Below are 26,466 nucleotides of genomic sequence, written 5' to 3'. Positions count from 1 at the left end.
CCGGGTCAGGCCCGTCAGTCCCGGGTCAGGATCCGCACGTCGCCCGCGTCCGGATCGCCGAACAGCACGAACAGTTCGGGCTCGTCGGCCGTGCCGCCGATCGTCCACACCGTCTCCCGGCCGCAGTCCCGGTCGAGGCGGAGGAGGACACCGTCCCGCTCCCCCTCATGCTCCGGCGCGTCGAGGCGCCAGGTGCCGTCTCCGCCGCACACCACGAAGTCCCGTGTGCCCGGCGGCCCTTCGGACCCGGCCCGGGTCGGCAGTGCGGTGCCCCGCGCCCGGCCGCCGGGCAGCAGCCGCAGGACCGCGCCGTCGTCGCCGCGCCACACCCCGGCGAGTTGCCCGGCGGACAGCTTCGGCGGCTCGTACGCGGTGAGCAGCCCGGTGACGGAGGCCAGCAGCGCGCCGAGGAAGGCCACCACGAACAGGGCCACGGAGACCGGCGCCGAGCCGAGCCAGACGCTCCGGGCCCGCCACGCCCGTCCCGTGCCCTGTGCCTCCCGGGCGTACCGCCTTCGCAGGCGGGCGACGCCGAGCACGGGCAGCACGCCCAGGAGCGACAGCGACACGGCGGTGGCCGGGTAGGACCCGCCCCACCGGAGGGTGACCGGTGCCGCCCAGGCCGTCCCGAGCAGCGCCACGCCGCCGAGGTGCCGGGCCCATTCGGGCCCCGGGACGCGCCGGGCGGCGCGGCGGGCGAGGACCAGGGCGGGCAGCGGGTGCAGGACCGCGTGCAGCAGACCGAGGACGGGCAGTACGAGCGGGGCGAAGAGGAACAGGCAGAGCAGCCCGAACGCTCCGCCGTATCCGGCACCGTAGTCGTCGGTGCCGCTGTCGGCGACGACCCACCACAGCAGCCCGGCCGCCGGCAGTTGTGCCGCGCCCAGCGCGGCGGCCGTGTGCAGCTCGGCAGCCGTGTGCAGCTCGGCCCGCCGGCAGCCGCCTTCCCCCCGTCCCATGCGCGCAGCGTACGCCCGGGTTGCCGCGGTGCCTGCGGGGAGCCGGTCAGGCCGTCGAGAGCGCCGGTGCGACCGGGCGGCGGCGGATCACCAGGGCCATCAGGGCCGCCGCGGCGCACAGCGCCCCGGAGGCGTACCAGACGACGTCGTAGGAGCCGAAGGTGTCGCGGGCGACGCCGCCGAGGAAGGCGACGAGGGCGGCGCCGACCTGGTGGGACGCGAGGACCCAGCCGAAGACGATGGGGCTGTCGTCGCCGTAGTGCTCGCGGCACAGGGCGAGGGTGGGCGGGACGGTGGCGACCCAGTCGAGGCCGTAGAAGACGATGAAGAAGACCATCGGCGGGTGGACGCTGGGCGCCAGCAGGATCGGCAGGAACAGCAGGGAGACGCCGCGCAGCGCGTAGTAGACGGCGAGCAGGCGGCGGGAGTCGAAGCGGTCGGTGAACCAGCCGGAGGCGACCGTGCCGACGACGTCGAAGACACCGATGACGGCCAGCAGGGACGCGGCGGTCGTGATCGGCATGCCGTGGTCGTGGGACGCGGGCACGAAGTGGGTCTGGATCAGGCCGTTGGTGGAGGCACCGCAGATCGCGAAGGTGCCGGCGAGCAGCCAGAACGGCCCGGTGCGCACCGCGGAGGACAGCACCGTCAGCGCGCGGCGGGCGGCGCCGGGCACGGGCTCGGGCTTGGGCACGAACTCCTTCGCGCCGTAGGGCTTCTGGCCGATGTCGGCCGGGTGGTCGTGCAGCAGCAGCCAGACGAACGGGACCACGGCGAGCGCGGCGAGCGCCACCGTGACGGCCGCCGGGCGCCAGTGGTGCGTGTCGACGATCCAGGACAGCACGGGCAGGAAGATCAGCTGCCCGGAAGCGGACGCGGCGGTGAGGATGCCGCTGACCAGGCCGCGCCGCTCGGTGAACCAGCGGTTGGTGACAGTCGCGGCGAAGGCCAGCGCCATGGAGCCGGAGCCGAGGCCCACCAGCAGGCCCCAGCACAGCATCAGTTGCCAGGCCGCGGTCATCCACACCGTCAGCCCGGAGCCGAGCGCGATCACGGTGAGGGCGACGGCGACGACCTTGCGGATGCCGTAGCGGTCCATGAGCGCCGCCGCGAACGGCGCGGTGAGTCCGTACAGCGCGAGGTTGACGGAGACCGCCGCGCCGATGGTGCCGCGCGACCAGCCGAACTCCTCGTGCAGCGGGTCGATGAACAGGCCCGGTACGGAGCGGAAGGCGGCGGCGCCGATGATCGTTACGAAGGTGACGGCGGCGACGAACCACGCCCGGTGGACGCGGGCGCGGGTCGGCTTGCGGCCGCTCACGGGCGGCTCCAGGGCGGTGGCTGTCTCGCTTGTCCGGTTCACGCCTAGAGCTTGCGGGGTCGACGACGCCGCATCGAGTGGCCCGAAGGACAGCATTCGCTAGGATCGGGCCATGGCTCCGGTCGCGCCCTCCACCTCTTCCTCGCCCTCCCCCTCATCCTCTTCCTCTCCTTCTTCCGGCGGTTTCCGGCCGCATCGGGTCGTTGTCCTGGCCCTGGACGGGCTGCTCCCGTTCGAACTGGGCATCCCGCACCGCATCTTCGGCCGCCCGAGGGACGCGCGGGGGCGGCACCTGTACGAGGTGGTGACCTGCTCGGTGCGGCCGCCGGGGCCGGTCGAGACGGACGCCGACTTCGCCGTTCACGTCGCGCACGGCCCGGAGGCGCTCGCCACCGCCGACACGGTGATCGTCCCGGCCTCCTACGAGCTGGGCCCGGTGTACGAGCGGGGCGAGCTGACCGACGAGCTGGCCGCCGCCCTCGCTCGCGTCCGCCCGGGCACCCGGCTGGCCTCCATCTGCACGGGTGTGTACGTGCTGGCGGCCGCCGGCCGTCTCGACGGCCGCCCGGCGACCACCCACTGGGCGGACGCGGAGCGTTTCCAGCGGCTGTTCCCGCGGGTGGAGGTCGATCCGGACGTGCTGTTCGTCGACGACGGCGACATCCTCACGTCGGCGGGTGTCGCGGCCGGCATCGACCTGTGCCTGCACATGGTGCGGCGCGACCACGGCGCGGCGGTCGCCAACGACGTGGCCCGGCGCACGGTGGTGCCGCCGCACCGCGACGGCGGGCAGGCGCAGTACATCGAGCGTCCGGTGCCCGATCCGCAGCAGGCGTCCACGAGCGCGGCCAGGGCGTGGGCGCTGACCCGGCTGCACGAGCCGATCCAGTTGCGCGACATGGCCGCGCGGGAGGCGATGTCGGTGCGCACGTTCACCCGGCGTTTCCGGGAGGAGGCCGGTGTCAGCCCGGGTCAGTGGCTGACGCAGCAGCGGGTGGAGCGGGCCCGGCATCTGCTGGAGTCCACCGATCTGTCGGTGGACCAGGTGGCCCGGGACGCCGGCTTCGGCACGGCCCAGTCGATGCGGCAGCACCTCCAGGCGGCGCTGGGCGTGACGCCGACCGCCTACCGGCGGACCTTCCGGGCCGACGGCCGGCGCGGGTCCGGCCCGCCCGTTCCGGTCGGGGCGTGAGCCCGCGGGGACGTCGGCGGGTTTCCGTCCCGCGGGGCCGCCGCCCGGGGTGATCTCCATCCCGTTCGCCGGGGCAATCTCCATCCCGTTCGCCGGGGCGATCCCCAGCCCGTGCGGCCGGGCGATCCCCAGCCCAGTCGTCCACAGCCCGTTCACCGACACCGACGGCCCGTTCGTCCACAGCCTGTGGACGGTGTCGAGCGGCCGGTGGCGGTGCGGCACTGTCCGCCCCGAGCACGGCAGTGCCGCACCGCCCTTCCGGCTTCGGCGCTCCCACCCGGGTTCCCTCTCGGCCCTTGAGGGGGAACCGGCACCGAATCACGACCCACACTCGCCGAGGACTCCCGTCGCCGAGCCCTCGCCGTCCCCTCGCGGCGAATCGCTGACGAACAGCGTGATCAAACGGTCACGGCGAGTCAACACCGGTTCGGGTGAGATTGCGAGGAATGCGACATACGCCCTGTTCGCGGGCACCGCGCACGGAAGCACACCCGGCGCACCGTCTCGTGCGCGCCCCCGTGTCACCGGCCCGCCCTGCGCCCGTGCACCGGTCCGGCCGCCCGCACCGGCGGGCGCGCGCTCCGGCACGGCCGGCCCGCGCCCCGGGCGGGCGGGCCGTCACCGGGCCGCGCTCACACCGCCTCGTACGCCAGTCCGCCGTACGCGCCCGTGCCCTCGCTGCAGACCCCGGTGACCCCGGACGGCCGCGCGCAGCGGTCGAGTTCGCACCAGATGCGTTTGCCGACGCCCTCGGCGCTCCAGCCCCAGCGGTCGGCCAGTCCGTCCACGAGGGCGAGCCCGCGCCCGCCGGTCGCCTCGCCGTCCACGCAGCGCGGCACCGGCGCCCGGCCGCTGCGGTCGGCCACCTCCAGGCGGACGATGGCCTCCTCGGGCGCCTCCGCGCCCGGCAGGGACAGCCGCAGCACGGCGGGCCGACCGGTGTGCACCACGGCGTTGGTGACGAGTTCCGAGACGAGCAGGATCAGCGTCTCGGCGAGGGGTTCGTCGGCCTGCATACCGGACACCGCCAGACGCGAGCGGGCCCACCGCCTGGCCCGTCCCACCTCAGCGGGATCGGGCCGGATCTCCAGCTGCACTTGAAGCACCTGCACCGCTCACACCATCCGAACCGGCGGACACTTAGGCTCGCGCCTCATGAGGGCCACGATCGTGGCCATTCCCTGCATGGCCGGAACAACGGCCGGGACGGGAGTCACGGAACGTGAATCCCTGGTGGGACAGCATGGTTGACGTACAGTCACGCCAACAAGCGCTTCGGGCATATTCCAGCGCGAAGGAGTACATGTGCGGCATACTGTGCGACGCCCGTCGCGGGAAGTCGAACAGTCGACGGCGTTCTGCCTGGCCGCACGGCGAGCGGACGCGGGCACCAGCGGAGACGGAGTCGCCTCGGGGGCGACTCCGCCGCGGTGCGCGCTCACAACGACTCGCATCCCACACAAGGTACCGGAGCGGACGTCCGACTCCGGGCCGTGACGAGTCACGCACAGGACACAAGCCGGTATCAACGCTCCGTGATCACGGAAATGCCACGATCCGTGACATCCGCGCGGCCGCGCGGTCCGTACGGGCACCAGGCTCGTGCGGTCATGCGGCCCGCGGTCGCGCAACCAGCGCGCCTCGTGCGGCCGCGCGGCTCACGGTCACGTGACTCGTGCGGCCATGCGGCTCGTACGGCCACCAGGCTCGTGCGGTCATGCGGCTCGTACGCACCCGCGCCTCGTACGGTCGCGCGGCTCGGTGCGGTCATGCGGCTCGCACGGTCGCGCGGCTCGCACGGACGCGCGCCTCGCACGGACGCGCGGCTTCCGCTATTCCGGGACGGTGAAGTAGCGGGCGAAGGCCCGCACGATCTCTTCCTCGCCGATCCGGCCGTCGCCGTCCGCGTCCAGCGAGGCGGCGGCCGCGCGGGCCAGATCCTCCTGGACGCCGAGCGCGCCGAGCACCCGGGCGGTGCCCTCGACCGTGGCCGCACCGTCGGGCGCGGGCCCCGCGACGGCGAGCGCCGCGTGCAGGAAGGGGCGGGCGATCTCGGCGAACCGGTCGGGGTTGTCCCGCAGCCGCTTGACCGCGCCGTTCACGAACTCCTCGCGGGTGATGCGCTGGTCGCCGTCCCGGTCCGCGATCCCCGCCATGCCCTGCCAGAACGCCTCGGCGCCGATGTACAGGGCCTGGCCCCGGTCGGAGCGGGCCGCGGTGCCGAACTCGGCGAGCAGCGCCTTGGCCGCTCCGCTGAAGTCCTCGCGGTCGATGTAGCCGTTGCCGTCCTGGTCGAACGTGGCAAAACGGTCCGCGATCCTGCGCTCGTACTCGCTGGTGACCATGTCTTCCTCAGGCCGCCTTAGGTCAGTGGGTCGTCTCGCTGGGAGCGTACGGGGTGGAGGGGCGTCGGGAGGCCCGAAAGCGGCGGCTGCACCAAGACCGGGGGAAGAACGGGACAACCGTGTGACACGTGTGAGCGAACGCACTCCGCACGGGGACAGCGGCGGGAGTCCTCACGCGGACAGCGGGCGGGAGTCCTCGTCGACCGCGGACGGGACGTCGGGGTGGATCTCGAAGAGGCGGCGGACGCCGAGGGCGCCGAGCACCTTGTTGACGTGGCTGCCGTCGGCGGCCCCCCGGGCCGGGAGGATCAGCCGCAGGCTGCCCCGGCAGGAGCGCAGCAGCCGGCGGGTGGCGATGAGCACGCCGACCCCGCTCGAGTCGCAGAACCACACCTCGGAGAGATCGAGGACGAGACGGTGCCCGCCGTCGGCCACCACGTCGTGCACCCGTTGGCGCAGCACCGGGGACGTCACCAGGTCCAGCTCGCCCGACACCCGGAGCACGGCCCACTCGCCGTGCTCTTGGCCGGTCACTTTGAAGGTCACCACCACGCCCCTCGCTCGCCGAAACGGAAGCAGTACCTACGCTTCCTTGCAGCGCGGCTGCCCACCGGCCGTTCCCTGAAACACGGGCCCAGAAACGGTTACCGAACGGAAAGGGCTTGTTTTAGTCGCCTTCGATCCGATTCGATCGGTTCCGATCAGCGTGGTGAGGGGTAGACGCCGTCCGGGAGGCGTCCGACGTGCCCGCTCGGCCCCTTACCACCTGCGGCTCCGACGGGGGCGCACATTGCCACAAAGGGGCGTGCGTCGTCGTAGGTGCCGACTACATTCGGGTGGTCGCAGGCCGCACGCCGGCCCCGGGCGCCGACCGGCCCGGCACGCTGGGGGAGGAAGAGGGGGTGAACAGCCGCATGGCGCAACGGGACGTGCCGCCCCGCTGGGACCGCAAGATGCAGCAGCGGCTCGCGCGCGGGGAGGCGGCCGCGCTCGGCGAGCTCTACGACCGCTTCGCCTCCCTCGTGCACGGCCTCGCCCACCGCGTCGTCGGCGACGAGCACGCCGCCGACGCCATCACCCGCGACGTCTTCGCCCACGTCTGGGAGCACCCGGACGCCTACGACCCGAAGCGGGAGCCGCTGCGCACCTGGCTCGCGGCGCTGACCAGCCGGCTGGCCGTGCAGCGGCTGCGCAGCCTGGAGACCGCGGCGCTCGCCCGGGGCGGTCCGGGCACTCCGGAGGACCTGGAGCGCAAGGTGCGCCACGCCTCGGTGGCCGCCCGCGCCGACTACATCGTCCAGTCCATGCCGACGCCGCTGCGGGCCGCCCTGGAGCTGGCGTACTTCCAGCGCCGGGACTACCACCAGACCGCCGTCCACCTGGGCGTCACCGACGACGAGGCGCGCCGCAGGCTCCGCCTGGGCCTGCAACTGCTGGCCACCGCCCACGACACCGAGGCCCCGGGCGCCCCGCCCCGCGTCGGAGGTGCCGCGTGAGCGAGCACCCGCGCGCTCCCCACGAGGACCCCGCCCGGCACCACGAAGCCTCCGTCCGGCACCACGAGGACACCGTCCGGAGCCATGACGCGGACGACCACCACGACGAGAACGGGTCACACCCCGCGAGCGGGCCGGAGGGTGTGCCTCCCGTGCTGGAGCACCACGTGCTGAAGTCGCTGCTGGGCGCCTGGGCCCTGGCCGCCTGCGGGCCCGCGGAGGCGGAGGCCGTCGAGGAGCACCTCGGCTCCTGCGGGTCCTGCGCGGACGAGGCGCTGCGGCTGCGCGAGGCGGTCGGCCTGCTCCAGCGGCCCGAGCCCCTCGACCTGGACCCCGCCCTGCGCACCCGCGTCCTCCAGTCCTGCCTGGAGCGTCGCCCGCCACGCATCCCCGTCCCGGAGTGGGCCGCGCCCTACGACGCCGAGACCGCGCGGCTGGACGCGCTGCTGCAGGACTTCGGCGACGCCGAGTGGCACGCGCCGGTGCGGCTGCGCTGGTACGAGTCCGACGAGGCGACCACCCGGCGGACCACCGTCGCCGGGGTCATAGCGCACCTGATGACGGTGGACGGGCTGGTGGCGATCGCGCTCGGGCTGGACGACCCGCTCGGCGACGCCGCCCCGCCCCGGCCCACGCCGTGGGACCGCACCGAGGCGTACTGGCGGTCCGCCCGGGTCCCGCCCACCCGTGCCGTGCGGACACCCTGGCGGGAGCAGAGCCACGACCTGGTGCGGACGGTGTCGTTCACGGGCGGCGGCACGGGCCGGATGCCGGTGTCGTACGGCGACTACACGCTGCCGCTGCACGACGCGATGCTGGACCGCGCCTTCGAGTGCTGGGTGCACGGGGAGGACATCGCCGAGGCGGTGGACTACCCCTACGACCCGCCCACCGGACGGCATCTGCACCGCATCGTCGACCTGGCCGCGCGGATGCTCCCGGCCGTGCTGGAGCACCGCCGCCTCAACGGGCTGGCCTCACCGGTCGAGCGGCGCCTGGTCGCGGCCGGCGAGCCGGGTCGCAGTCTGCGGCTGGAGATCGAGGGGTCCGGCGGAGGCGAGTGGCTGATTCCGCTGGACTCGCCCGCCGCGAAGGGGTCCGCGGAGCACGAGGTGGCCCATGTGGCGCTGGACGGCGCGGAGTTCTGCCGGCTGGCCGCCGGACACGTACCGCCGCAGGAGGCCGCCGCCGGGCAGGTCGGAGACCGGGACGCGATCAGGGACGTGCTGTTCGCGGCGGCGAGCATGAGCCGGATCTGACCACGGCCGGACGCGGGGCCGACCACGGTGCGCGGGCGGCCCCGGCCCCGGATCTCAGGCGAAGACCACCGTGCGCCGGCCGTTCAGCAGGATCCGGCGCTCCGCGTGCCACTTGACCGCCCGCGCCAGCGCCTGGCACTCCACGTCGCGGCCGATGGCGACGAGCTGGTCCGGCGTGACGTCGTGCCCCACCCGCTCGACCTCCTGCTCGATGATCGGGCCCTCGTCGAGGTCGGCCGTCACATAGTGCGCGGTCGCGCCGATGAGCTTCACGCCCCGCGCGTGCGCCTGGTGGTACGGCTTCGCGCCCTTGAAGCTCGGCAGGAACGAGTGGTGGATGTTGATGATCCGCCCGGAGAGCTGCTTGCACAGGTCGTCGGAGAGGACCTGCATGTAGCGGGCCAGGACGACGAGCTCGACGTCCTGCTCGCGCACGATCTCCAGCAGCTGCGCCTCGGCCTCGGGCTTGGTGTCCCGGGTCACCGGAATGTGATGGAAGGGAATGTTGTACGAGGACACCAGCTCGGCGAAGTCGGTGTGATTGGACACCACGCCGGCGATCTCCACCGGCAGCGCGCCGATGCGTGCGCGGAACAGCAGGTCGTTCAGGCAGTGCCCGAACCTGCTGACCATGAGCAGGATGCGCATCTTCTCGTCGGCCCGGTTGATCTGCCAGTCCATCTGGAAGGAGTCACCGATCGCCGCGAAGCTCGCCCGCAGCTTCTCCACCGTCACCGGGGCGTCCGCGGAGAAGTGGACCCGCATGAAGAACAGTCCCGTGTCGTGGTCGCCGAACTGCTGGCTGTCCTCGATGTTGCAGCCGGTCATGAACAGGTAGCTGGACACGGCGTGCACGATGCCCTGCTTGTCGGGGCAGGACAGCGTGAGGACGTACTGGTCGGCCGGGGCCGCGGGTCGGGTGGACTGCTCGCTCATGCTGAAAAGGGTCGCACACGCGCGGTCACGACAGCCCGGCCGTTCCGCTAGGCGGACCGGGTGAGGATCCGCAGCACCTCGAGCGTGCTCGGCGGGGTGTCGGGGTCCTCGCCGTCGCTCGCCGCCATCCGCACGTGCGCGTCCCGCGCCGCCCGCACCGCCTCCGGCCACCCCTCGTCCTCCAGGTAGGCGGTCACCGGGGCGTCCGGGCCGACCTGGTGCATGATCCGCAGCACCCGCAGCACCGCGGTGTCGACCAGCGCCGCCTCCTGGGAGTCGCGGAAGATCGTGCCGACGTACTTCTCGGCGGACCAGTTGTCCAGCCAGGTGTCCTCGACCAGCCGGTAGACGGCGTCGGTGACGTCCCCGTAGCCGGGCACGCCGGCCAGCCAGACGTCCCGCTGGAACACGGGGTCGGAGAGCATGTGCAGCGCGGAGCGCACATTGCTGCGCCAGCGCCACCACGGCATGTCGTTGAGTGGCATGCCGCCCATGGTGGAGGAGCGACGGCCGCGACGGGAAGAGTTCTCCGAACCTTGCACGATGCTCGATCGTACGTTTCCGCAGCCCGCCGGACACAACGGACCCCGCAATTCACCTCCACGTCACCCGCCGTTGACCGAGGATCACTCCAGGATTGGCCGTGTGGCGGAATCGTGCGGAAGCATGACCGGCAGGCGACACACCCGCAGCACGTTCCTCCCCCGCCTCCTCCCCCGACCCGTCAAAGCGGGAGTCCTGGCCGCGGGCGCCGTCGTGGCGTGCGCGTCGCTCACCGCCGGCTGCGGAATCGTCCCGGGCGCCGCGGGCGGCCCCGACGACGACACCATCACCGTGATGACGTGGGCGCCGCAGGACACCGACGCCACCAACAAGCCCGGAATGCCGGCCTTCGCCCAGGCCTACGCCCGCTCGGTCAACTCCAAGGGCGGCATCAACGGCCGTCGGCTCAACGTGCTGACCTGCAACGACCAGAACGACACCGTGACCGCCGCGCGGTGCGCCCGGCGCGCGGTGCAGGAGAACGCCGTCGCGGTCGTCGGCTCCTACAGCCAGTACGCCGACTCCTTCATGCCCACCCTGGAGGGCGCCGGCATCCCGTACATCGGCGGCTACGGCATCACCACCAACGAGTTCACCAGCCCCCTGTCCTACCCGGTCAACGGCGGGCAGCCGACACTGCTGGCCGGCCTCGGCCGCACCCTCGCCGACACCTGCGGCCCGGTCACCCTCATCCGGCCCGACACCATCACGGGCGACCAGCTGCCGCCGCTGCTCGACTCGGGCCTGAAGGCGGGCGGGCACGCCCTCTCCGGCGACCAGCGGGCGGCCGAGGACGCCACCTCCTACGACGACCAGGCCGAGCGGGCCCTGGAGAAGGCCACCGCCGACCCGGCCCGGCAGGGCTGTGTGGTGCCCGCCCTCGGCGACCGCACCAACACCTTCATGGACTCCTTCCGGCGCGCCCGCGCCGACTACCCGGAGGTGCGCACCGGGACCGTGCTGGGCAGCGTCGACCAGTCGACGATCGACGCGTCCGGCGGTGCGTCGGGGCCGTACGAGGGCGCGTACGTCACCGGCTGGTACCCGGCGTCGAGCGATGCGCGCTGGGACCCGATGAAGAAGGTGATCAAGGAGCAGGCTTTCGGCGACAACCGGATCGACCCCGCCGACGCCGGGGTGCAGACCACCTGGATCGCCTACACCGTGTTCCAGCAGGTCGTGGAGACGCTCGGCGACGGCGAGGTGACCGCCGACACGGTGAGCGAGGCGCTGGACAGCGGGCTGAAGGTCACCACGGGCGGGCTCACGCCCACCCTGCAGTGGAAGTTCCAGGACGAGCTCGCCGCCGTCGGCTTCCCGCGTCTGGTCAACGCCAACATGACCCTTCACGTGGTCAGGGACGGCCGGCTGGTCGCCGCCCGCAAGGGATTCACCGACATGACGAAGACGCTGCGGGAGGCGGACCTGGCCTGACCCGGCCGGCCGGTGCACCGACCCCCGGTGCACCGTCCCGCTCCCGGTCCGTCCGGCGCGGAAGCGGGACGGACCGGTCGTGCGGTCACCGGTGCCCGGTCACAGCTGGGTCGGCCGGCGCTCGGTCAGGCCGTACTCGCGGGCGATGGCGTTCCACAGCTTGGCGGCCTTGGCCTTCTCGGTGGTCGCGGTGCCGCTGGCCCGGTTGCCCGCCTGGGTCTGGGCGGTCGTGCGGGCCTGGCCCTTCTTGCAGAACTTGCCCTTGCTCCCGGCGACCTGGTCGGCCCAGGCCGCGTAGTGGTCGTCGGCCGAGGCCGACGCCTTCCACGCCTTGGTGAGCGCGGTGGTCAGCGCCTCGTGGTCGGGCAGCCGGTCCACCGACAGGGCGGACAGGTCGGTCACCAGCTGGTTGCGCTGCTCGGCCGCGTCCCGCAGGGACTGGGCGGCCCGGCCGAGGTCGCGGCAGGCCTTGACGTCACCCACCGCCGCGATCACGGCGTTGCGGCTGTCGCCGCTGTCGGCCAGCAGCTTGTCCAGCTCGACGGCCTGCTCGCGGACCGGGTCGGCGGACGGCGAGGCGGACGTCTCCTCACCGGCCGGCGCGGTGGCGGACACGGTCTGGTTGTCGCCGCCGCCGTCGTCGTCCCCGCTGCCCATCAGGGCGCCCGCGCCGACACCGAACACGACGATGCCGACACCGACCGCCGCGATGAGCGGCACCCGCGACCCGCTGCGGCCCCCGCCGCGTCCGCCCCGGCCGGAGGCGGACGGGCCGGGCGGGCCGGGCGGCACGTGGGCGGCGGGGCCGGCCGGCGGACGGCCGTGACCCGGGCGCGGCATCTGCTGGGTGGACCCGGCCGGGCCGTCGTCGCTGCGGAACAGGTTGTCGAACTCGGCGGGCGGCTGCCGGTTGCCGTCACCGGGCGGCGGGGCGCCGTAGGGCCGCGCGGGGCCCTGGTCGGGGACCGGGGCGAGGTACTGGGTGGCCTCGGCGTCGGGATGGCCGGCGGCGGGCGCGCCCTGCGGGGCCCGGTGGCCCAGGAAGCGGGTCGTCTCCGGGTCGTGGGCGGACGCGGCGGGCATCTCCGGCGGCAGCGCGCCCGGACCCACCGGAGGTATGTACTGGGTCGCCGCCTCGTCGGCGCCGCCGGCCGCCACGGGCGGCAGGAACTGGGTGGCGCCCTCCGAACCGTCGGGTGCGGCGGGCGGCAGCGGCGCGCCGCCGTACCCGCTCCCGTCGGACGCCCCGTAGGCACCGGGAGCGCCGTGCGGCGCGGGCAGGCCCTGCGGTGCCGGCGGGCTGTGCGGTGCGGGCGGGGCGCCGGGGGCCGGGTGGCCGCCGTACGCGGCGCCCGGCTGCGGGACGGGACCGGATCCGGCGCCGTGGCCCGCACCCGGTCCGTACACGCCGTCGGCGCCCTGCGCGGCGGGCCCGGACGTCGCGCCGTGTCCCGCGTCCAACTGCGGCGGCAGAGGGGCGGATCCGGCGCCGTACCCGGTGCCGGGGTCGCCCTGCGGGCCCGGGTAGCCGTACCCGGCGCCCGGCTGCTGCGCGGTGCCGCCGCCGTCGTACGGGCCGCCGAGGGCCGGCGGCCGGGCGCCCTCCGGCGGCAGCGGGCCGGGGCCCTGCCCGCCGACGGACGGTGCCTGCGCGCCCCACGACGCCTGATCCGGCGCGCCCCACTGGTTGTCCGCGGGCGACCGCCAGTCCTGGCCGGGCGGCGGGGCCGGCGCCTGCTGGTCGGGACCCCACGGCGTGTCCCACGTCTGGCCGCCGGGCGGGGCCGAGGCGGGGAACTCTCCGCCGGAGCCCCGGCCGTCCGCGCCGCCGCCGGGCGCGACCGGTCCGGCCGTCATGCCCGGCAGCAGGGGTTCACCACCGTCGGAGGGCAGCACGATGCCTTCGCGCGCGATGCGCGCCGAGGGCTCCTCGCCCTGTCCACTCTGCGTCACCGGGACTCCTACTAATGGGGGACCTTGTGAATCGTCGGCTCACGCTACCGGGTCCCCGGAGCCCGGTGCCACGCAGCACAGAACCAGACCTCCTGCCCTGTGAGCGCGGTAACAAAACCGGGTCACCGCACGCTGCTTACGTCACCTCCCCCACACCGTCGCTTCACCCCACCGGCATCACGCCGCCGTCTGAAGCTCCATCCGCGCCCCGAACTCCCGCACCACGGACTCCTCCCGGTACGGCTCGAGCCGCTGCTGAAGGTCCTCCAGATACTCGGCGCCCCGGTTGGAGCGCAGCCCGCCGAGCAGTTCCACCGCCTTCAGACCCGTACTGCAGGCCTGCTCGATTTCACGTTGCTGCACCTGCGCGGTGGCCAACAGCACATAACCGATCGCCCGCCGCCGCGCCCGCGACGCCGGATGCCCGTTCAGCGAGTCCCGGGCGCACCGGGCGGCGGCCTCCGCCTGGCCGAGGTCCCGGTGGCAGTGCGCCAACTCGTCGGCCAGGTACGCCTCGTCGAAGTGGGCGATCCACGCCGGATCGTCACCCGAGGCCGGATCGGCCGCCTCCATGGCGCTCACCGCGCGCCCGGCCGCCGTCTGCGCGGCGAACGCGTCGCCCAGCAGGGCGTGCCCGCGCGCCTCCGCCGCGTGGAACATCGCCTCCGCACGCGGCGTGACCCGCCCGCGCGCGCCCTCCTGCGCCGCCCGCGCCAACTGCGCGATCTCCCGCGGGTTTCCGAGCTGCGCGGCGAGATGACTCATGGAGGCCGCGAGCACGTACCCGCCGTAGCCGCGGTCGCCGGCCGCCTGCGCCAGCCGCAGCGCCTGGATGTAGTAGCGCTGGGCGAGACCCGGCTGTCCGGTGTCGACGGCCATGTACCCGGCCAGTTCGGTCAACCGCGCCACCGCCGCGAACAGATCACGCCCCACCGCCTCGCGGTACGACCCCGCCAGCAGCCCCGAGACCACGCTGTTGAGGTAGTGCACCACGACCGGGCGGACGTGCCCGCTGCCGTACTGGTGGTCCAGGTCGACCAGCGCCTGCGTCATCGCCCGCACGGCCGCCACGTCGGACTGCCCCACGCGCGGCCCGGCGGAGCGCGCCACCTGCCCGTCGGGGGCGGAGATCAGCCAGTCGCGGCTCGGCTCCACCAACGCGGAGGCGGCGACGGACGATCCGGACAGGAAGTCCCGCCGGCCCACGTCGCTGCGCCACAGCTCGCATACCTGCTCGATGGCCCCCAGCACCGTCGGCGAGAACTGGAGACCGACACCCGAGGCGAGGTTCTTGCCGTTGGCCATCCCGATCTCGTCGATCGTGACCGTACGGCCCAGCTTGCGGCCCAGCGCCTCCGCGATGATCGCCGGCGCCCGGCCGCGCGGCTGCTGTCCGCGCAGCCAGCGGGCCACCGACGTCTTGTCGTAGCGCAGATCGAGGCCGTGCTCCGCGCCGCACATGTTGACCCTGCGGGCCAGACCGGCGTTGGAGCATCCGGCTTCCTGGATGAGCGCCTGCAGCCGTTCGTTCGGCTGCCGCGCGACGAGAGGCCTTGCGGCCATGGCGTACCCCCTGAGGCTGCGGTGCCTGCCCTCGCACCGGGTTGACGTTCTTCCGCGGCCGTACTTCTCACGTCCCGGCGAAAAGCTCCGGCCGTGAAGATCGATGCCCCGCTGAAGTGCCGACAATGCGGGACATGTGAGGATTGCCGGGGTTACGGCTGATGCCGACCCTCCTCGTGGTTACCCACCAGCGGATGCGGATCCTCCCGCGCGCCCCCACGGATGCACCCATGCGCCCCGAACACGGAACCGGTGCACCTCCCCCGCGCATGCGCGCGTGCGTAACCCCTGGTGACGGCCGTAGTTGTGTTCATCGTGGAAGAGACCATCGCGGGCACCGACGCCGTACAGATCCCGAAGCAGCGCGGGGAATCGCTGCTGGACGCCGCAGTTCGCTACGCCGAGGAACGACACTGGGACGTGGTCCCGGGCACCTGGCTCGACGCCGTCGACGGCTCGCACCGCTGCTCGTGCGGTGACGCCGCGTGCCCGGCACCCGGCGCGCACCCGGCCCGCCCGGACTGGATGTCGGAGGCGACCGGCAGCGCCACCGTCGCCCGCCGCATGTGGCAGGAACGGCCCACCGCGTCGATCCTGCTGCCCACGGGCCTGACGTTCGACACGGTCTCCGTCCCGGAGACGGCCGGGTTCCTGGCGCTCGCCCGGATGCGGCGGATGGAGCTGACACTGGGCCCGGTGACGCTGACACCGGACCGGCGCATGGAGTTCTTCGTGCTGCCCGGGGCCGCGGCGAAGGTGCCGGACCTGCTGCGGCGGCTCGGGTGGGCGCCGTCGTCGCTGGACCTGACGGTGCGGGGGGAGGGCGACTTCGTCGCCGCGCCGCCGACCCGGGTGGGGTCGCGGGGGGCCGTGCAGTGGGCCTGCCGGCCGACCGTGGCGAACCGGTGGCTGCCGGACGCGGAGGAGCTGATGTCGCCGCTGGCGTACGCGTGCGGGAGGGATCGGTAGGGGTTGGCAGGGGTCGGTAAGGATCGGTAGGGGTGGTCTGTAGGGGTCGGTAGGAACCGGTAGGGGTAGGCGGCTTCGGGGCACGGGTGCCATCTCTTCGGGGGGCGCGGCTTCTTGGGCGCGGCACCTTTGCGGTGCGGCACCTTCGGGATGCGGCACCTTCGGGATGCGGCACCTTTGGGGTGCGGCACCTTCGGGGTGCGTTCCTTTCGGTTGTGGTCTTTCGGTTCGTGTGTTCGCTTCAGGTTTTCGGGGCCTCGTCGGCCCGCCGTAGGCTTCATGCTGACCGGAGGGAGACATCGTGGGGACTGTTGCCGTCAGCGTGCGGGGGCTCTGGAAGCGGTTCGGGCAGCAGGTGGCCGTCGGCGGGGTGGACCTGGAACTGCCCGCGGGGCGGTTCATCGGGCTGGTCGGGCCCAACGGGGCCGGGAAGACCACCACCTTGTCCATGGTGACCGGGCTGCTGCGGCCCGACCAGGGCACCGTCGAGGTCGTCGGGCACGACGTGTGGCAGGACCCCGTCGAGGTCAAGGCCCGGATCGGCGTACTACCGGAAGGACTGCGACTGTTCGAGCGGCTGTCCGGACGTGAACTCCTTGCCTACACCGGCCGGTTGCGCGGACTGCCCGGCGCCGAGGTCGACAAGCGGGCCACCCAGCTCCTCGACGTCCTCGACCTGGCCGGCGCCCAGCACAAGCTCGTCGTCGACTACTCGACCGGCATGCGCAAGAAGATCGGCCTCGCCGCCGCACTCCTGCACAACCCCGAAGTCCTCTTTCTGGACGAGCCGTTCGAAGGCGTCGACCCGGTCTCCGCGCAGACCATCCGGGGCGTCCTGGAGCGGTACACGGCGTCCGGCGCCACCGTCGTGTTCTCCTCCCACGTCATGGAACTCGTCGAGTCGCTGTGCGACTGGGTGGCCGTGATGGCCGCCGGCCGGATCCGCGCCCACGGGCCGCTCGCCGAGGTGCGCGGCGACGCGCCCTCACTCCAGCGGGCGTTCCTGGAACTCGTCGGCGCCGACGGCCGCGACGCCGGCACGGACCTCGACTGGCTCGGCGGAGGCGCCCGGTGAGCGCCCCCGCGATCACCCCCGTCGTCGTCCGGCTGAAACTGTCCCTCCTGCGCAACGGGCTACGGCAGTCCGGCGGACGCAAAGCCGCGTACATCGCCTCCGCGGTCGTGGCGCTGCTGTTCGCCGCGCTCCAGCTCATCGGGCTGATCGCGCTGCGCGGCTTCGACGACGTCGAGTCGCTGGTGGTGCTCCTCGTGGCCGTCCTGGGGCTGGGCTGGGCCGTGATGCCGCTGTTCTTCCCCGGCGGTGACGAGACCCTCGACCCGACCCGGCTGGTGATGCTGCCGCTGCGGCCGCGTCCGCTGGTGCGGGCACTGCTGGCGGCCTCGCTGGTCGGCATCGGGCCGCTGTTCACGGTGAGCCTGCTCGCCGGTTCCGTGATCGCCGTCGCACACGGCGGGACGGCGTTCGCCGTGGGTGTCCTCGCCGTTCCGCTGGCGCTGCTGGTGTGCGTCGCGCTCGCACGGGCGGTCGCCGCCGCCAACGTACGACTGCTCACCAGCCGCAAGGGACGTGACCTCGCGGTGCTCAGCGGGCTGGTGATCGCGGTCGGCGCGCAACTGGTCAACTTCGGTGCGCAGCGGCTCGGCTCGTCCGGACTGGAGCAGCTCGCGCCGGCGGCGGACGTACTGCGGTGGCTGCCGCCCGCGTCGGCGCTCGGCGCGGTGCACTCGGCGGGCGAAGGGTCGTACGGCGTCGCGGCGGCGCAACTCGCGCTGACTGCGTCGGCGTTGGCGGTGCTGCTCGTGGTGTGGTCGCGGACCCTGACCCGGCTGATGACCTCGCCCGACGGCTCCACCCTGCCGGCCGGCGACACCACGGTCCGCGAACGCGGAACGAGCGGGCCCGCCCGGCTGCTGCCACCGGGCCGCACCGGTACGGCCATGGAGCGCACCCTGCGGTACGTCTGGCGCGACCCCAAGACCAAGGCCGCGTGGGTGACCTCGCTGGCGGTCGGACTGATCGTGCCGGTGTTCAACGCCTGGCAGGGCACCGGATCGGTGTACTTCGCCTGCTTCGCCGCCGGGATGCTCGGCATCCAGATGTACAACCAGTTCGGACAGGACACCTCCGCGTTCTGGATGGTCGCCATGACGATCTCCTCGCCGCGGGACGCCTACGTCGAACTCCGCGCCCGCGCGCTGGCCCTCCTCCTGATCACCCTGCCCTACGCGGCGCTCGTCACCGTCCTCACGACCGCGATGCTCGGCGACTGGGCGCGGCTGCCGGAGACGCTGGGCCTGTCCTTCGCGCTGCTCGGCGCGATGCTGGCGACGGGTGCGTGGACGTCGGCACGGTTCCCGTACTCGATCCCGCAGGAGGGCTACAAGAACGTCGCGCCGGGGCAGACCGGGCTGGCGTGGATCTCCATCTTCGGCGGGATGCTCACGGCGGCCGTGCTCTGCGCGCCGGTCATCGGCCTCACGATCTGGCTGAACGTGAGCGAGGCCGGGGACGGGCGACTGTGGCTGCTGCTGCCCGTGGGCGCGGTGTACGGGGCGGGCCTGGCGCTGGGCGGTCTGCGCCTGGCCGCGCCGCTGACGGCTCGTCGGCTGCCGGAGATCCTTACGGCGGTCAGCAAGGGGTGAGCGCGGGGCGCGGCGGCGCTGCGCGGAGTGCGGTGCGCGGGTGCGCGGGCTGTGTGCGGTGCGCGGTGGTGCGCGGGTGGGATGCCGGCGGTGCGGGCGGTGCGCGGGTGCGGTGCGCGGGCTGTGTGCGGAGTGCGGTGCGCCGGTGGGATGCGGGCGGTGCGCGGTGATGCGCGGGCGGTGCGGGCGGGGTGCGGTGCGCGGGCGGGGTGCGGGTGCGCGGGTGGTGCGGTGCGTGCGAGGCGGTGGGTGGGTCGGGGGGGGGGGGGGGGGGGGGGGGGGGGGGGGGGGGGGGGGGGGGGGGGGGGGGGGGGGGGGGGGGGGGGGGGGGGGGGGGGGGGGGGGGGGGGGGGGGGGGGGGGGGGGGGGGGGGGGGGGGGGGGGGGGGGGGGGGGGGGGGGGGGGGGGGGGGGGGGGGGGGGGGGGGGGGGGGGGGGGGGGGGGGGGGGGGGGGGGGGTGTCCGTCCTCGGACCGGCGCGGAATGGGGCATTGGAGAGGTGGGGGCGTTGACGCGCCGGTCGCTGCGGGCGGACACCCCCGCCCCGCCCCCTCCGCGCCGTACGCGGCAGTCCCCGCCGGCCCGGTGCGGTCTCCGGAGGAAGTACTCCGGTGGGTCAGTCGGTGGTGAGGGTGTCCAGGAAGGGCTCGATCACGGACAGCCACTTCTCCGGCTGGTCGTAGTGGACCAGGTGGCCCGCGTCGGCGACCTCCGCGTACTGGCCGTGGGGCAGGACCCGCACCATCTCCTGGGCCTCCGCGCGGCCCAGTTCGCCGTCGAGGCCGCGGACCACCAGGGCCGGGCAGCGCACCTGGGCCAGCTCCTCCCAGTGCGCGTCGTACACCCACGTCTCGCGGGAGCGGAGCATCTGGTCCGGGTCGAACACCGGACGCCAGCCGTCGGGGGACTCGGCCATCACCTCGGCGTAGAACGCGCCGCGGGCCGGGTTGGGCCGCTCCACCCACGGGTCGTCCTCGCCGAACCACTTGCGTACGTCGGCGAGTGTCGCGAACGGGACCGGCCAGGCCTTGAACCACTCCGCCCACACGCGCTGCGACGCCGCCCCGAGCGCGGAGGCCCGCATGTCGCAGATGATCAGGCCGCGGACCAGGTCCGGGCGTTTGGCGGCCAGTTGCCAGGCGGTCAGCGCGCCCATCGCGTGGCCGATGAGGACGGTGGGGCCCAGGTCGAGCTGTTCCAGGGCGGCCTCGGCGTCGTTCACGTAGGCGTCACGGGTGAAGGCGGCCTGCGGAGGCTTGTCGCTGCGGCCGTGGCCGCGCTGGTCGAGGGCGATCGCACGGTACCGCGCGGAGAGGCGCCGGGCGGTCGGCGCCCAGTGCGAGGCGCGGCCCATCAGGCCGTGGAGCAACAGCACGCCCGGTGCGGCGGTGTCCGACCCGTCCTTCGGCGGGTCGCCGAACTCCCAGGCGGCCAGCCGCACGCCGTCCGCCCCGGTCACGTCGATGCGTCGCGCCATGTGCCTGGACCCCCAAGCTCGCTGCCTGCCCGCCGACTGGTTGTACCCGCAGGTTATCGAATGCGCATTCGAAGACGCCGTCTTGCGCGGCAACACCGCTCGTTCGAGTGACCCGCTCCGGGGATTGATCGCCGCGGCTCAGGGGAGACCTTCATCGGGAGGCGGACCGCTCGGGGAAAACGGTCCGAGGGGAATGACCCTGAGAGCTCGGGGCTCCGGGTCAGCACAGGGGAGGACAGGCCCCGGCGCCGCGCGGCGCCGGGGCTCCTCACGTGATCACGGCACATCGTCCCGCCCCTCCCCGGCCCGATGACATCGCTGTCACCCCGGCCAAGAACCCCTCCGGTCATATGCCTCACGCCACAGCGTCGCACGGGAACCCGGCGAGCGCTGCGATTCCACGGACTGGATCTTGGAACGGCGCGTTCGCGCCGGTACTCAGGGCTTGGCGACGAACACGTGCGAGGCGACGTCCGACTCCAGCTCGGCCGCCTCACCACTGCTGCCGACCAGCACACCGCCGGCCGACTCCGTCACGCTCACCACCGAACCCGGCTGCACACCGGCCCGGCGCAGCGTGTACATCAGCTGCGCGTCCGTCTGGATCGGTTCGCCGATCCGGCGCACCACGACCGTCTTGCCCTCGGCGCCGGGGTCGAGATCGGCCAGCGACACCATGCCCTCGTCGAGGAACGGGTGCGCGCCGTCCTTCTCGCCCAGCTCCTCCAGGCCCGGGATCGGGTTGCCGTACGGCGACTCGGTCGGGTGCCGCAGCAGCTCCAGCACGCGGCGCTCGACGGCCTCGCTCATCACGTGCTCCCAGCGGCACGCCTCGGCGTGCACCTGCTCCCACTCCAGGCCGATCACATCGACCAGCAGGCACTCGGCGAGGCGGTGCTTGCGCATCACGCGGGTCGCCAGCCGACGGCCCTCCTCCGTCAGCTCCAGGTGCCGGTCGGTGGCGACGGACACCAGGCCGTCGCGCTCCATCCGCGCCACCGTCTGGCTGACCGTCGGCCCGCTCTGGTCGAGCCGCTCGGCGATCCGGGCGCGCATGGGGACCACACCTTCCTCCTCCAGCTCGAGGATGGTGCGGAGATACATCTCCGTGGTGTCGATCAGTCCGGACATACATGCCCCTCGATGAGATCTGCGGATGGCTCTGCCGGAGGCTGGACGGCTCACCGGCGCGTGCGCTGGCCCAGGCCTCAATTCTTGCGCATCCGACCGACAACCGGGTCGCGCCTTGGAAACGAGCGGTTCCGGGCCCGGGGAACGGTGCCGTGGGGCACCGTATTGACAGGGCACTGGTCCAGACCGCACGGTGATCCACACCACTCCTTCCCGAAGGGATGCCGCATGAGCGACCGCACGCCGTCCGGACGGTTCCTCGACGCCGCGATCGAGCTGCTGCAGCGGATCCGCGACGAGGAGGACGCGTCGGTGACGGCCGCGGGGACCCTGCTGGCCGACACGGTCGCGGACGGCGGCCGCCTCTTCGCCTTCGGCGCCGGGCACTCCTCGCTCGCCGCGCAGGACCTCGTCTACCGCGCGGGCGGACTGGCCCTGATGAACCTGCTCACCGTCCCGGGGATGGTGGGCGTGGACGTGATGCCGGCGACGCTGGGCTCCGCGCTGGAACGCGTCGACGGGCTCGCCGGCGTCGTGCTGGAGTGCTCGCCGCTGCGCGCGGGCGACGCGCTGCTGATCATCTCGCTGTCCGGGCGCAACGCGCTGCCCGTGGAGATGGCCCTGAAGGCCCGCGCCATGGGCGTGAAGGTGATCGGCGTGACCTCGGTGGCGTACGCGACGCGTACGACGTCGCGGCACTCCTCCGGGACGTTCCTGAAGGACCACTGCGACCTGGTGCTGGACTCCCGCATCGCGGTCGGTGACGCGGAGCTCACTCTCGACAACGTGCCCGCGCCCTTCGCGCCCGCGTCCACGGTCGTCACCTCGGCGCTCCTCCAGGCCGTCGTGGCCACCGCCGCCGCCACCCTCGCCGACCGCGGCATCGAGCCGCCGCTGCTGCGCTCCGGCAACGTGGACGGCGGCCACGAGTGGAACGCCCGCGTCTTCGAGGAGTACGGCGACCGGATCTTCTACCAGTACTGATGACGTCGTGACCGGGCCCCGGTCAGTGGTCGTCCGGGGCGAGGTTCGCGAGGTCGAGGGCGGTGGCGATGTGGGTGGCCACGTCCTCCGCGTACATGGCGTCGGCGCGTTCGAACGGGTTGCGGCCGGCACCGCGCAGAAACGTCACGGCACCGAGCGTGCGGCCGCGGCTGCGCAGCACCGCGCACAGGGCGTGCACCGTGTCCGCCGGCCACTGCCGGGACAGGGCCCACGTCCGCGCCGCCTCGGCGCCGGCGGCCCCCGCGCTCGCCCGGACCGAGCCGCACCGCTCCACGCACTGCACCGCCGGGTGGCCGTCGCCGTAGCGCACCGGCAGTCCCGCCTGCCCGGCGAGCCTGCTCGGCCCCGGGGAGCCGGACGGGGTGGCGGCGATCCGCACCAGCCGCACCCGCGCGGCCCCGTCCGCCGTGCCCTCGGCGACCCGGTCGATCAGCGCGTGGTCGGCGAACCCGGCGAGCGCGAAGTCCAGATGGACCGTCACCGCCTCCGCAGGGTCCTCGCACTCCGCCGCCGCGCGCGCCGCACGGTGCAGCTGCTGCGCGCGGAACCGCAGCAGCGACGCCTCCTGCTCCCCCTGCCGCGCCTCGGTCACGTCCTGGAACATCCAGCCCACCCCGAGCGGAACGGGCTCCTCCGCGAGAGGTGACGCCAGCCGCACGAACCCGCTGCGCCAGCACCGCCGCCGCTCGCCCTCCGGCGTGCGCACGCTCACCCACAGCTCGGCGGGCGCCGGCGGCGCCCCCTCGGCCAGCACGTGTGTGAGCGCGCTCTCCAGTTCCTCCGCGCCCTGCGTCAGCAACTCCCCCAGCGGACGCCCCAGCACGGCCGTGCGCCCGGCGCCCAGCGCCCGCGCGGCGTGCGCGTTCACCACGGCGGGCCGCAGGTCGGCGTCGACCAGCACGACACCCCAGCTCGCGTCCTCCAGCAGCGCCTCGCTCAGGGCGATCGACCGCTCCAGGTCGATCTGCGCGTGCACCTCGCTGAACGCGCAGTACACGCCGGCCGGCTTGCCGTCCGGCCCGTGCACCGCGGCCGACTGCGTGCGCACCAGCACCCGGCCGCCGTCCTTGGTCAGCAGCGCGAACTCGTTCACCTGCCGGCCCGGCGCGTCCATGGCCGACATCAGCCGCGCCTCGACCTCCTCGGCGTCCGCGCTGCGCACGGCCCACCCGGCGAAACCGGCCCGGCCCACCGCCTCGGCGGCGGTCCAGCCGAGGATCCGCTCCGCCTCGCGGTTCCAGTGCGTGACGACACCGTCCGCGTCGAAGGCGCACAGGGCGGCGTCCATGCCGTCCAGCAGCGCGGCGAGCAGATCGGAGCCGTCACCGCCCTCCCGCGCGGGCTCGGGCTCCTCCGGCCCCAGCTCGTCGGTGATCCCACTACGCCGGGAAGCACTCACCTGGACCCCCTGCAGGCTGCGTCCGTGCGTACGGCACGACGGTTCGCTCACTTGCAATCATTCAACTTGAACGTGACGCAGCGCACATCGGGTTCCCGCAAGATTGAGGGAATCGTTGTACGACTGATCGCGCCGGGCCCGGCCACGTGCGAAAAGGCACCGGACCGAAGATCGCTCACCGGTGCGACCGACCACGCCCCCCACTCCGGGGGACCGGTCGTTCACCGGTTCTCGAACCGGGTCCAGAAGTGGTGGACGATCTCGTCGAGGTAGCGCCGCCCGGTCTCGCCGGAGGAGACGTCGCCGGCCCGGCTGAGGGTGACGGCCATGAGGGTCTGGTACTCGTCGTGCATGGCGCGCAGCGTGCTCTTCAGCTCGCGGCGCTCGATGGACAGCAGGTCGGAGATCTCCCGGATGTGCGCCTGCCAGCGGGTGGAGACGGCCTCGGTGAGCAGCCGGGCCAGTTCCTCCTCGCCGCCGGTGATGGCGAGCAGCGCCCGCGGCGGCAGCCCGAGGGCCGCGCCGAGCAGGGACGACTCTCGCGGTCCGCCGGTCCAGCGGCCGGACTCCTCCATCGCGAGGTAGGCGCTGAGGGTGAGGCCGGTGGCGCGGGCGATGTCCTCGGGGGCCACTCCGCGGGCGATGCGGTGCTCCCGCAGGGTGCGGGGGGCGCCCATGAGGTCGCGGGGCGCGCACCACAGGGCACCGGCCAGGGCGGTGAGTTCCTGGGCGTTCGGCACGGCGAGGCCGCGTTCCCAGGCGGTGATGTGGTCGGGGGTGATGTGGGTCATTCCGTAGGAGGCGCGCATGCCGTAGGCGACGTGGCCGGGGGCCATCCCGACTTTCTCGCGCAGGATGCGGGCGGCGCGTGCGCTGAAGGGGAGTGGAGGATGCACGGTGGGAGAGTAGGGAGCGACGGAGGGTGAGCACCACGGTCCTTGTCGCCTGCATCCCGTTATGGCGGGAAGGTCGCCGCCGATTCTGTAGGAAGCAACGGAGATCATTGCGCTCGCAACTGCCACTTCCTGCAGGGGTGTTGACGTGGGCACAGTGCTCCGTAGGATCCGCACGCAGGCTGCCGCAGGTGTGACCGCATACCGACTGCCGCGTTTCCCCGGCGGCACCGTCGTGCATTCGTCCCCCGCGCACGCCCAGGAGATTCCCCATGCAGACCATGAAGACCGGCCCGGCCGACCCCGCACCCCCCAGAGGCGGCGGCGCGCTCGACCGATTCTTCCGCATCAGTGAACGCGGCTCGACGTACGCCCGGGAGATACGCGGCGGTTTCGCAACGTTCTTCACTATGGCGTACATCCTCGTACTGAACCCGATCATCCTCGGCAGTACCGAGGACAAGTTCGGTGACAAGCTGGATCCGGCCCAGCTGGCGACCGCCACGACCCTGGTCGCCGCCGTGATGACGATCATCATGGGTGTGGCCGGCAACCTGCCGCTCGCCCTGGCCGCGGGCCTCGGCCTGAACGCCGTCGTCGCGTTCCAGATCGCTCCGTTGATGAGCTGGGACGACGCGATGGGCCTCGTGGTCCTCGAGGGTCTGCTGATCTGCGTCCTGGTGCTGACCGGTCTGCGCGAGGCCGTCATGCACGCCATCCCGCAGCCGCTCAAGCAGGCCATCAGCGTCGGCATCGGCATGTTCATCGCGTTCATCGGCTTCGTGGACTCCGGGTTCGTCACCCGCATCCCCGACGCGGCCAACACCACCGTGCCCGTGCAGCTCGGCACGGGCAGCCTCACCGGCTGGCCGATGCTGGTGTTCTGCCTCGGCGTGCTGCTGACGGTCGTCCTCATGGCCCGCAAGGTGCGCGGCGCGATCCTCATCAGCATCGTGGCGATGACCCTGCTCTCCGTCGTCATCAACGAGCTGGCCGACGTGAAGTCCTGGGGTCTGACGGCGCCGGAGCTGCCGGACAACCCGGTCGCCGCGCCCGACTTCGGGCTGCTGGGCCAGTTCGACCTGCTCGGCTCGTTCGGCCAGATCAGCGTGCTCACCGCGGTGCTGCTGATCTTCACGCTGATCCTGTCGGACTTCTTCGACACCATGGGCACCGTCGTCGGTGTCACCGCCGAGGCCGGGCTGCTCGACGAGCGCGGCCAGGTCCCCGGCCTGGGCAAGGTCCTGCTCATCGACAGCGCGGCGGCCGTCGCGGGCGGTGCGGCGTCCTCCTCGTCGGCCACCACCTACATCGAGTCCGCCGCCGGTGTCGGCGAGGGCGCCCGGACCGGCTTCGCCAACCTCGTCACCGGTGGTCTGTTCGCGCTGGCGCTGTTCTTCACGCCGGTGCTGACCATCGTGCCGATGCAGGCCGCCTCGCCGGCGCTGATCGCGGTGGGCTTCCTGATGATGACGCAGGTCAGGCACATCGACTGGAACCGCTACGACCTCGCCGTCCCGGCGTTCCTGACGATCGTCGTCATGCCGTTCACGTACTCCATCAGCAACGGCATCGGCGCCGGCTTCATCGCCTACGTCGTCATCAAGGCCTGCCTGGGCAAGGCCCGCGAGGTGCACTGGCTGCTCTGGGGCACCGCGGGGCTCTTCCTCGCGTACTTCGCCATCGACCCGGTGAAGCAGCTGCTGGGCATCTGACCCCGGCGGACCGCCTCGGCCGGCCGACGGAGAAAAAAGTGGTTGATCCGAGCCGAAGCGCTTCTTAAGGTGGCGGTACTTCGGAAAGGAGGTGGTTCGGCAGATGTACACACACCGGACGGAAGAGGTGACTGCGGGCTAGTGGCCCGTCGTCGTACTCGGTTCGGCGCCGGACCAGCGTGCGCGAGCAGCACGCAGCCGGCCTAATCCAAC

Annotated in this window: 22 protein-coding genes; 9 read left to right on the top strand and 13 right to left on the bottom strand. The window is 73.3% G+C overall.

Annotation, left to right across the window (positions count from 1 at the left end; all coding sequences use genetic code 11):
• Positions 1 to 14 precede the first annotated feature (14 nt).
• Positions 15 to 959, bottom strand: coding sequence for a hypothetical protein (locus tag FGW31_RS19545; RefSeq protein ID WP_233452525.1), 945 nt, complete (start codon positions 957 to 959; stop codon positions 15 to 17).
• A 46-nt stretch (positions 960 to 1,005) separates the two neighbouring features.
• Positions 1,006 to 2,322, bottom strand: a complete 1,317-nt coding sequence (locus FGW31_RS19540; RefSeq protein ID WP_142194732.1) for an MFS transporter — start codon at positions 2,320 to 2,322, stop codon at positions 1,006 to 1,008.
• A 70-nt stretch (positions 2,323 to 2,392) separates the two neighbouring features.
• Here FGW31_RS19540 and FGW31_RS19535 point away from each other — a divergent pair, with 70 nt between their 5' ends.
• Positions 2,393 to 3,472 carry a GlxA family transcriptional regulator gene (locus FGW31_RS19535; protein ID WP_142194731.1) on the top strand — a complete coding sequence of 360 codons (1,080 nt, stop codon included), beginning with the start codon at positions 2,393 to 2,395 and terminating at the stop codon, positions 3,470 to 3,472.
• A 632-nt stretch (positions 3,473 to 4,104) separates the two neighbouring features.
• Here the strand turns inward: FGW31_RS19535 and FGW31_RS19530 are convergent.
• The 3 genes from FGW31_RS19530 to FGW31_RS19515 all read right to left on the bottom strand — a co-directional run bounded on the left by FGW31_RS19530 (position 4,105) and on the right by FGW31_RS19515 (position 6,369).
• On the bottom strand, positions 4,105 to 4,569 hold the full coding sequence (locus FGW31_RS19530) for an ATP-binding protein (RefSeq protein WP_182674966.1): 465 nt from the start codon (positions 4,567 to 4,569) through the stop codon (positions 4,105 to 4,107).
• 735 nt (positions 4,570 to 5,304) lie between these two features.
• On the bottom strand, positions 5,305 to 5,817 hold the full coding sequence (locus FGW31_RS19520) for an EF-hand domain-containing protein (protein ID WP_142194728.1): 513 nt from the start codon (positions 5,815 to 5,817) through the stop codon (positions 5,305 to 5,307).
• A gap of 171 nt (positions 5,818 to 5,988) precedes the next feature.
• A complete protein-coding gene (locus tag FGW31_RS19515; protein WP_142194727.1) occupies positions 5,989 to 6,369 on the bottom strand; it encodes an STAS domain-containing protein in 381 nt (126 codons plus the stop codon).
• Positions 6,370 to 6,731: 362 nt separating this feature from the next.
• On the opposite strand from FGW31_RS19515, the gene FGW31_RS19510 reads away from it, so the two are divergent.
• Both FGW31_RS19510 and FGW31_RS19505 read left to right on the top strand, forming a co-directional pair.
• On the top strand, positions 6,732 to 7,313 hold the full coding sequence (locus FGW31_RS19510; protein ID WP_142194982.1) for a sigma-70 family RNA polymerase sigma factor: 582 nt from the start codon (positions 6,732 to 6,734) through the stop codon (positions 7,311 to 7,313).
• Complete coding sequence (locus FGW31_RS19505; RefSeq protein WP_142194726.1) at positions 7,310 to 8,572, top strand: maleylpyruvate isomerase N-terminal domain-containing protein; 1,263 nt, start codon at positions 7,310 to 7,312, stop codon at positions 8,570 to 8,572. The genes FGW31_RS19510 and FGW31_RS19505 overlap by 4 nt, the downstream gene beginning before the upstream one ends.
• A 54-nt stretch (positions 8,573 to 8,626) precedes the next feature.
• Here the strand turns inward: FGW31_RS19505 and purU are convergent, their stop codons facing one another.
• Both purU and FGW31_RS19495 read right to left on the bottom strand, forming a co-directional pair.
• Positions 8,627 to 9,508, bottom strand: a complete 882-nt coding sequence (gene purU / locus FGW31_RS19500) for a formyltetrahydrofolate deformylase (protein WP_142194725.1) — start codon at positions 9,506 to 9,508, stop codon at positions 8,627 to 8,629.
• Positions 9,509 to 9,555: 47 nt separating this feature from the next.
• On the bottom strand, positions 9,556 to 10,002 hold the full coding sequence (locus FGW31_RS19495; RefSeq protein WP_142194724.1) for an SCO4402 family protein: 447 nt from the start codon (positions 10,000 to 10,002) through the stop codon (positions 9,556 to 9,558).
• A 172-nt stretch (positions 10,003 to 10,174) separates the two neighbouring features.
• Here FGW31_RS19495 and FGW31_RS19490 point away from each other — a divergent pair, with 172 nt between their 5' ends.
• Positions 10,175 to 11,485 (top strand): ABC transporter substrate-binding protein, encoded by a 1,311-nt coding sequence (locus tag FGW31_RS19490; RefSeq protein ID WP_142194723.1) that lies wholly within the window; start codon positions 10,175 to 10,177, stop codon positions 11,483 to 11,485.
• 99 nt (positions 11,486 to 11,584) lie between these two features.
• Here the strand turns inward: FGW31_RS19490 and FGW31_RS19485 are convergent, their stop codons facing one another.
• Together FGW31_RS19485 and FGW31_RS19480 are read right to left on the bottom strand one after the other, a co-directional pair.
• Entirely contained in the window at positions 11,585 to 13,438 is a 1,854-nt protein-coding gene (locus tag FGW31_RS19485; RefSeq protein ID WP_142194722.1) for a hypothetical protein, read from the bottom strand.
• Positions 13,439 to 13,615: 177 nt separating this feature from the next.
• The gene (locus FGW31_RS19480) at positions 13,616 to 15,001 is read right to left on the bottom strand and encodes a transcriptional regulator (protein WP_142194721.1); all 1,386 of its coding nucleotides are present in this window, start codon (positions 14,999 to 15,001) and stop codon (positions 13,616 to 13,618) included.
• Positions 15,002 to 15,307: 306 nt separating this feature from the next.
• On the opposite strand from FGW31_RS19480, the gene FGW31_RS19475 reads away from it, so the two are divergent.
• The 3 genes from FGW31_RS19475 (at position 15,308) to FGW31_RS19465 (ending at position 18,634) form a co-directional block, all read left to right on the top strand.
• Positions 15,308 to 15,970: a bifunctional DNA primase/polymerase gene (locus tag FGW31_RS19475; RefSeq protein ID WP_182674968.1), complete on the top strand. Its 663-nt coding sequence runs from the start codon at positions 15,308 to 15,310 to the stop codon at positions 15,968 to 15,970.
• A 301-nt stretch (positions 15,971 to 16,271) separates the two neighbouring features.
• Positions 16,272 to 17,045 carry an ABC transporter ATP-binding protein gene (locus FGW31_RS19470; RefSeq protein WP_233452523.1) on the top strand — a complete coding sequence of 258 codons (774 nt, stop codon included), beginning with the start codon at positions 16,272 to 16,274 and terminating at the stop codon, positions 17,043 to 17,045.
• Positions 17,042 to 18,634, top strand: a complete 1,593-nt coding sequence (locus FGW31_RS19465) for a transporter (protein ID WP_142194719.1) — start codon at positions 17,042 to 17,044, stop codon at positions 18,632 to 18,634. Before FGW31_RS19470 ends, FGW31_RS19465 begins: the two co-directional genes overlap by 4 nt.
• 615 nt (positions 18,635 to 19,249) lie before the next feature.
• Here FGW31_RS19465 and FGW31_RS19455 read toward each other — a convergent pair.
• Both FGW31_RS19455 and FGW31_RS19450 read right to left on the bottom strand, forming a co-directional pair.
• A complete protein-coding gene (locus tag FGW31_RS19455) occupies positions 19,250 to 20,110 on the bottom strand; it encodes an alpha/beta fold hydrolase (RefSeq protein ID WP_142194718.1) in 861 nt (286 codons plus the stop codon).
• Between the two features lie 438 nt (positions 20,111 to 20,548).
• Positions 20,549 to 21,241 carry a metal-dependent transcriptional regulator gene (locus FGW31_RS19450; RefSeq protein WP_142194717.1) on the bottom strand — a complete coding sequence of 231 codons (693 nt, stop codon included), beginning with the start codon at positions 21,239 to 21,241 and terminating at the stop codon, positions 20,549 to 20,551.
• Between the two features lie 228 nt (positions 21,242 to 21,469).
• Between FGW31_RS19450 and FGW31_RS19445 the strand changes: the two genes are divergently transcribed.
• Positions 21,470 to 22,225: an SIS domain-containing protein gene (locus FGW31_RS19445; RefSeq protein WP_142194716.1), complete on the top strand. Its 756-nt coding sequence runs from the start codon at positions 21,470 to 21,472 to the stop codon at positions 22,223 to 22,225.
• A gap of 22 nt (positions 22,226 to 22,247) precedes the next feature.
• Here the strand turns inward: FGW31_RS19445 and FGW31_RS19440 are convergent, their stop codons facing one another.
• Together FGW31_RS19440 and FGW31_RS19435 are read right to left on the bottom strand one after the other, a co-directional pair.
• Positions 22,248 to 23,645 carry a PAS domain-containing protein gene (locus FGW31_RS19440; protein WP_142194715.1) on the bottom strand — a complete coding sequence of 466 codons (1,398 nt, stop codon included), beginning with the start codon at positions 23,643 to 23,645 and terminating at the stop codon, positions 22,248 to 22,250.
• A gap of 221 nt (positions 23,646 to 23,866) precedes the next feature.
• Positions 23,867 to 24,541, bottom strand: coding sequence for a helix-turn-helix domain-containing protein (locus FGW31_RS19435; RefSeq protein WP_142194714.1), 675 nt, complete (start codon positions 24,539 to 24,541; stop codon positions 23,867 to 23,869).
• A gap of 269 nt (positions 24,542 to 24,810) precedes the next feature.
• Here FGW31_RS19435 and FGW31_RS19430 point away from each other — a divergent pair, with 269 nt between their 5' ends.
• Positions 24,811 to 26,253, top strand: coding sequence for an NCS2 family permease (locus FGW31_RS19430; RefSeq protein ID WP_142194713.1), 1,443 nt, complete (start codon positions 24,811 to 24,813; stop codon positions 26,251 to 26,253).
• The last annotated feature ends 213 nt before the right edge of the window (positions 26,254 to 26,466 follow it).

This window comes from Streptomyces calvus, from assembly GCF_006782915.1.
GTDB lineage: Bacteria > Actinomycetota > Actinomycetes > Streptomycetales > Streptomycetaceae > Streptomyces > Streptomyces calvus.
This window is presented reverse-complemented; position numbering and strand designations above follow the sequence as displayed.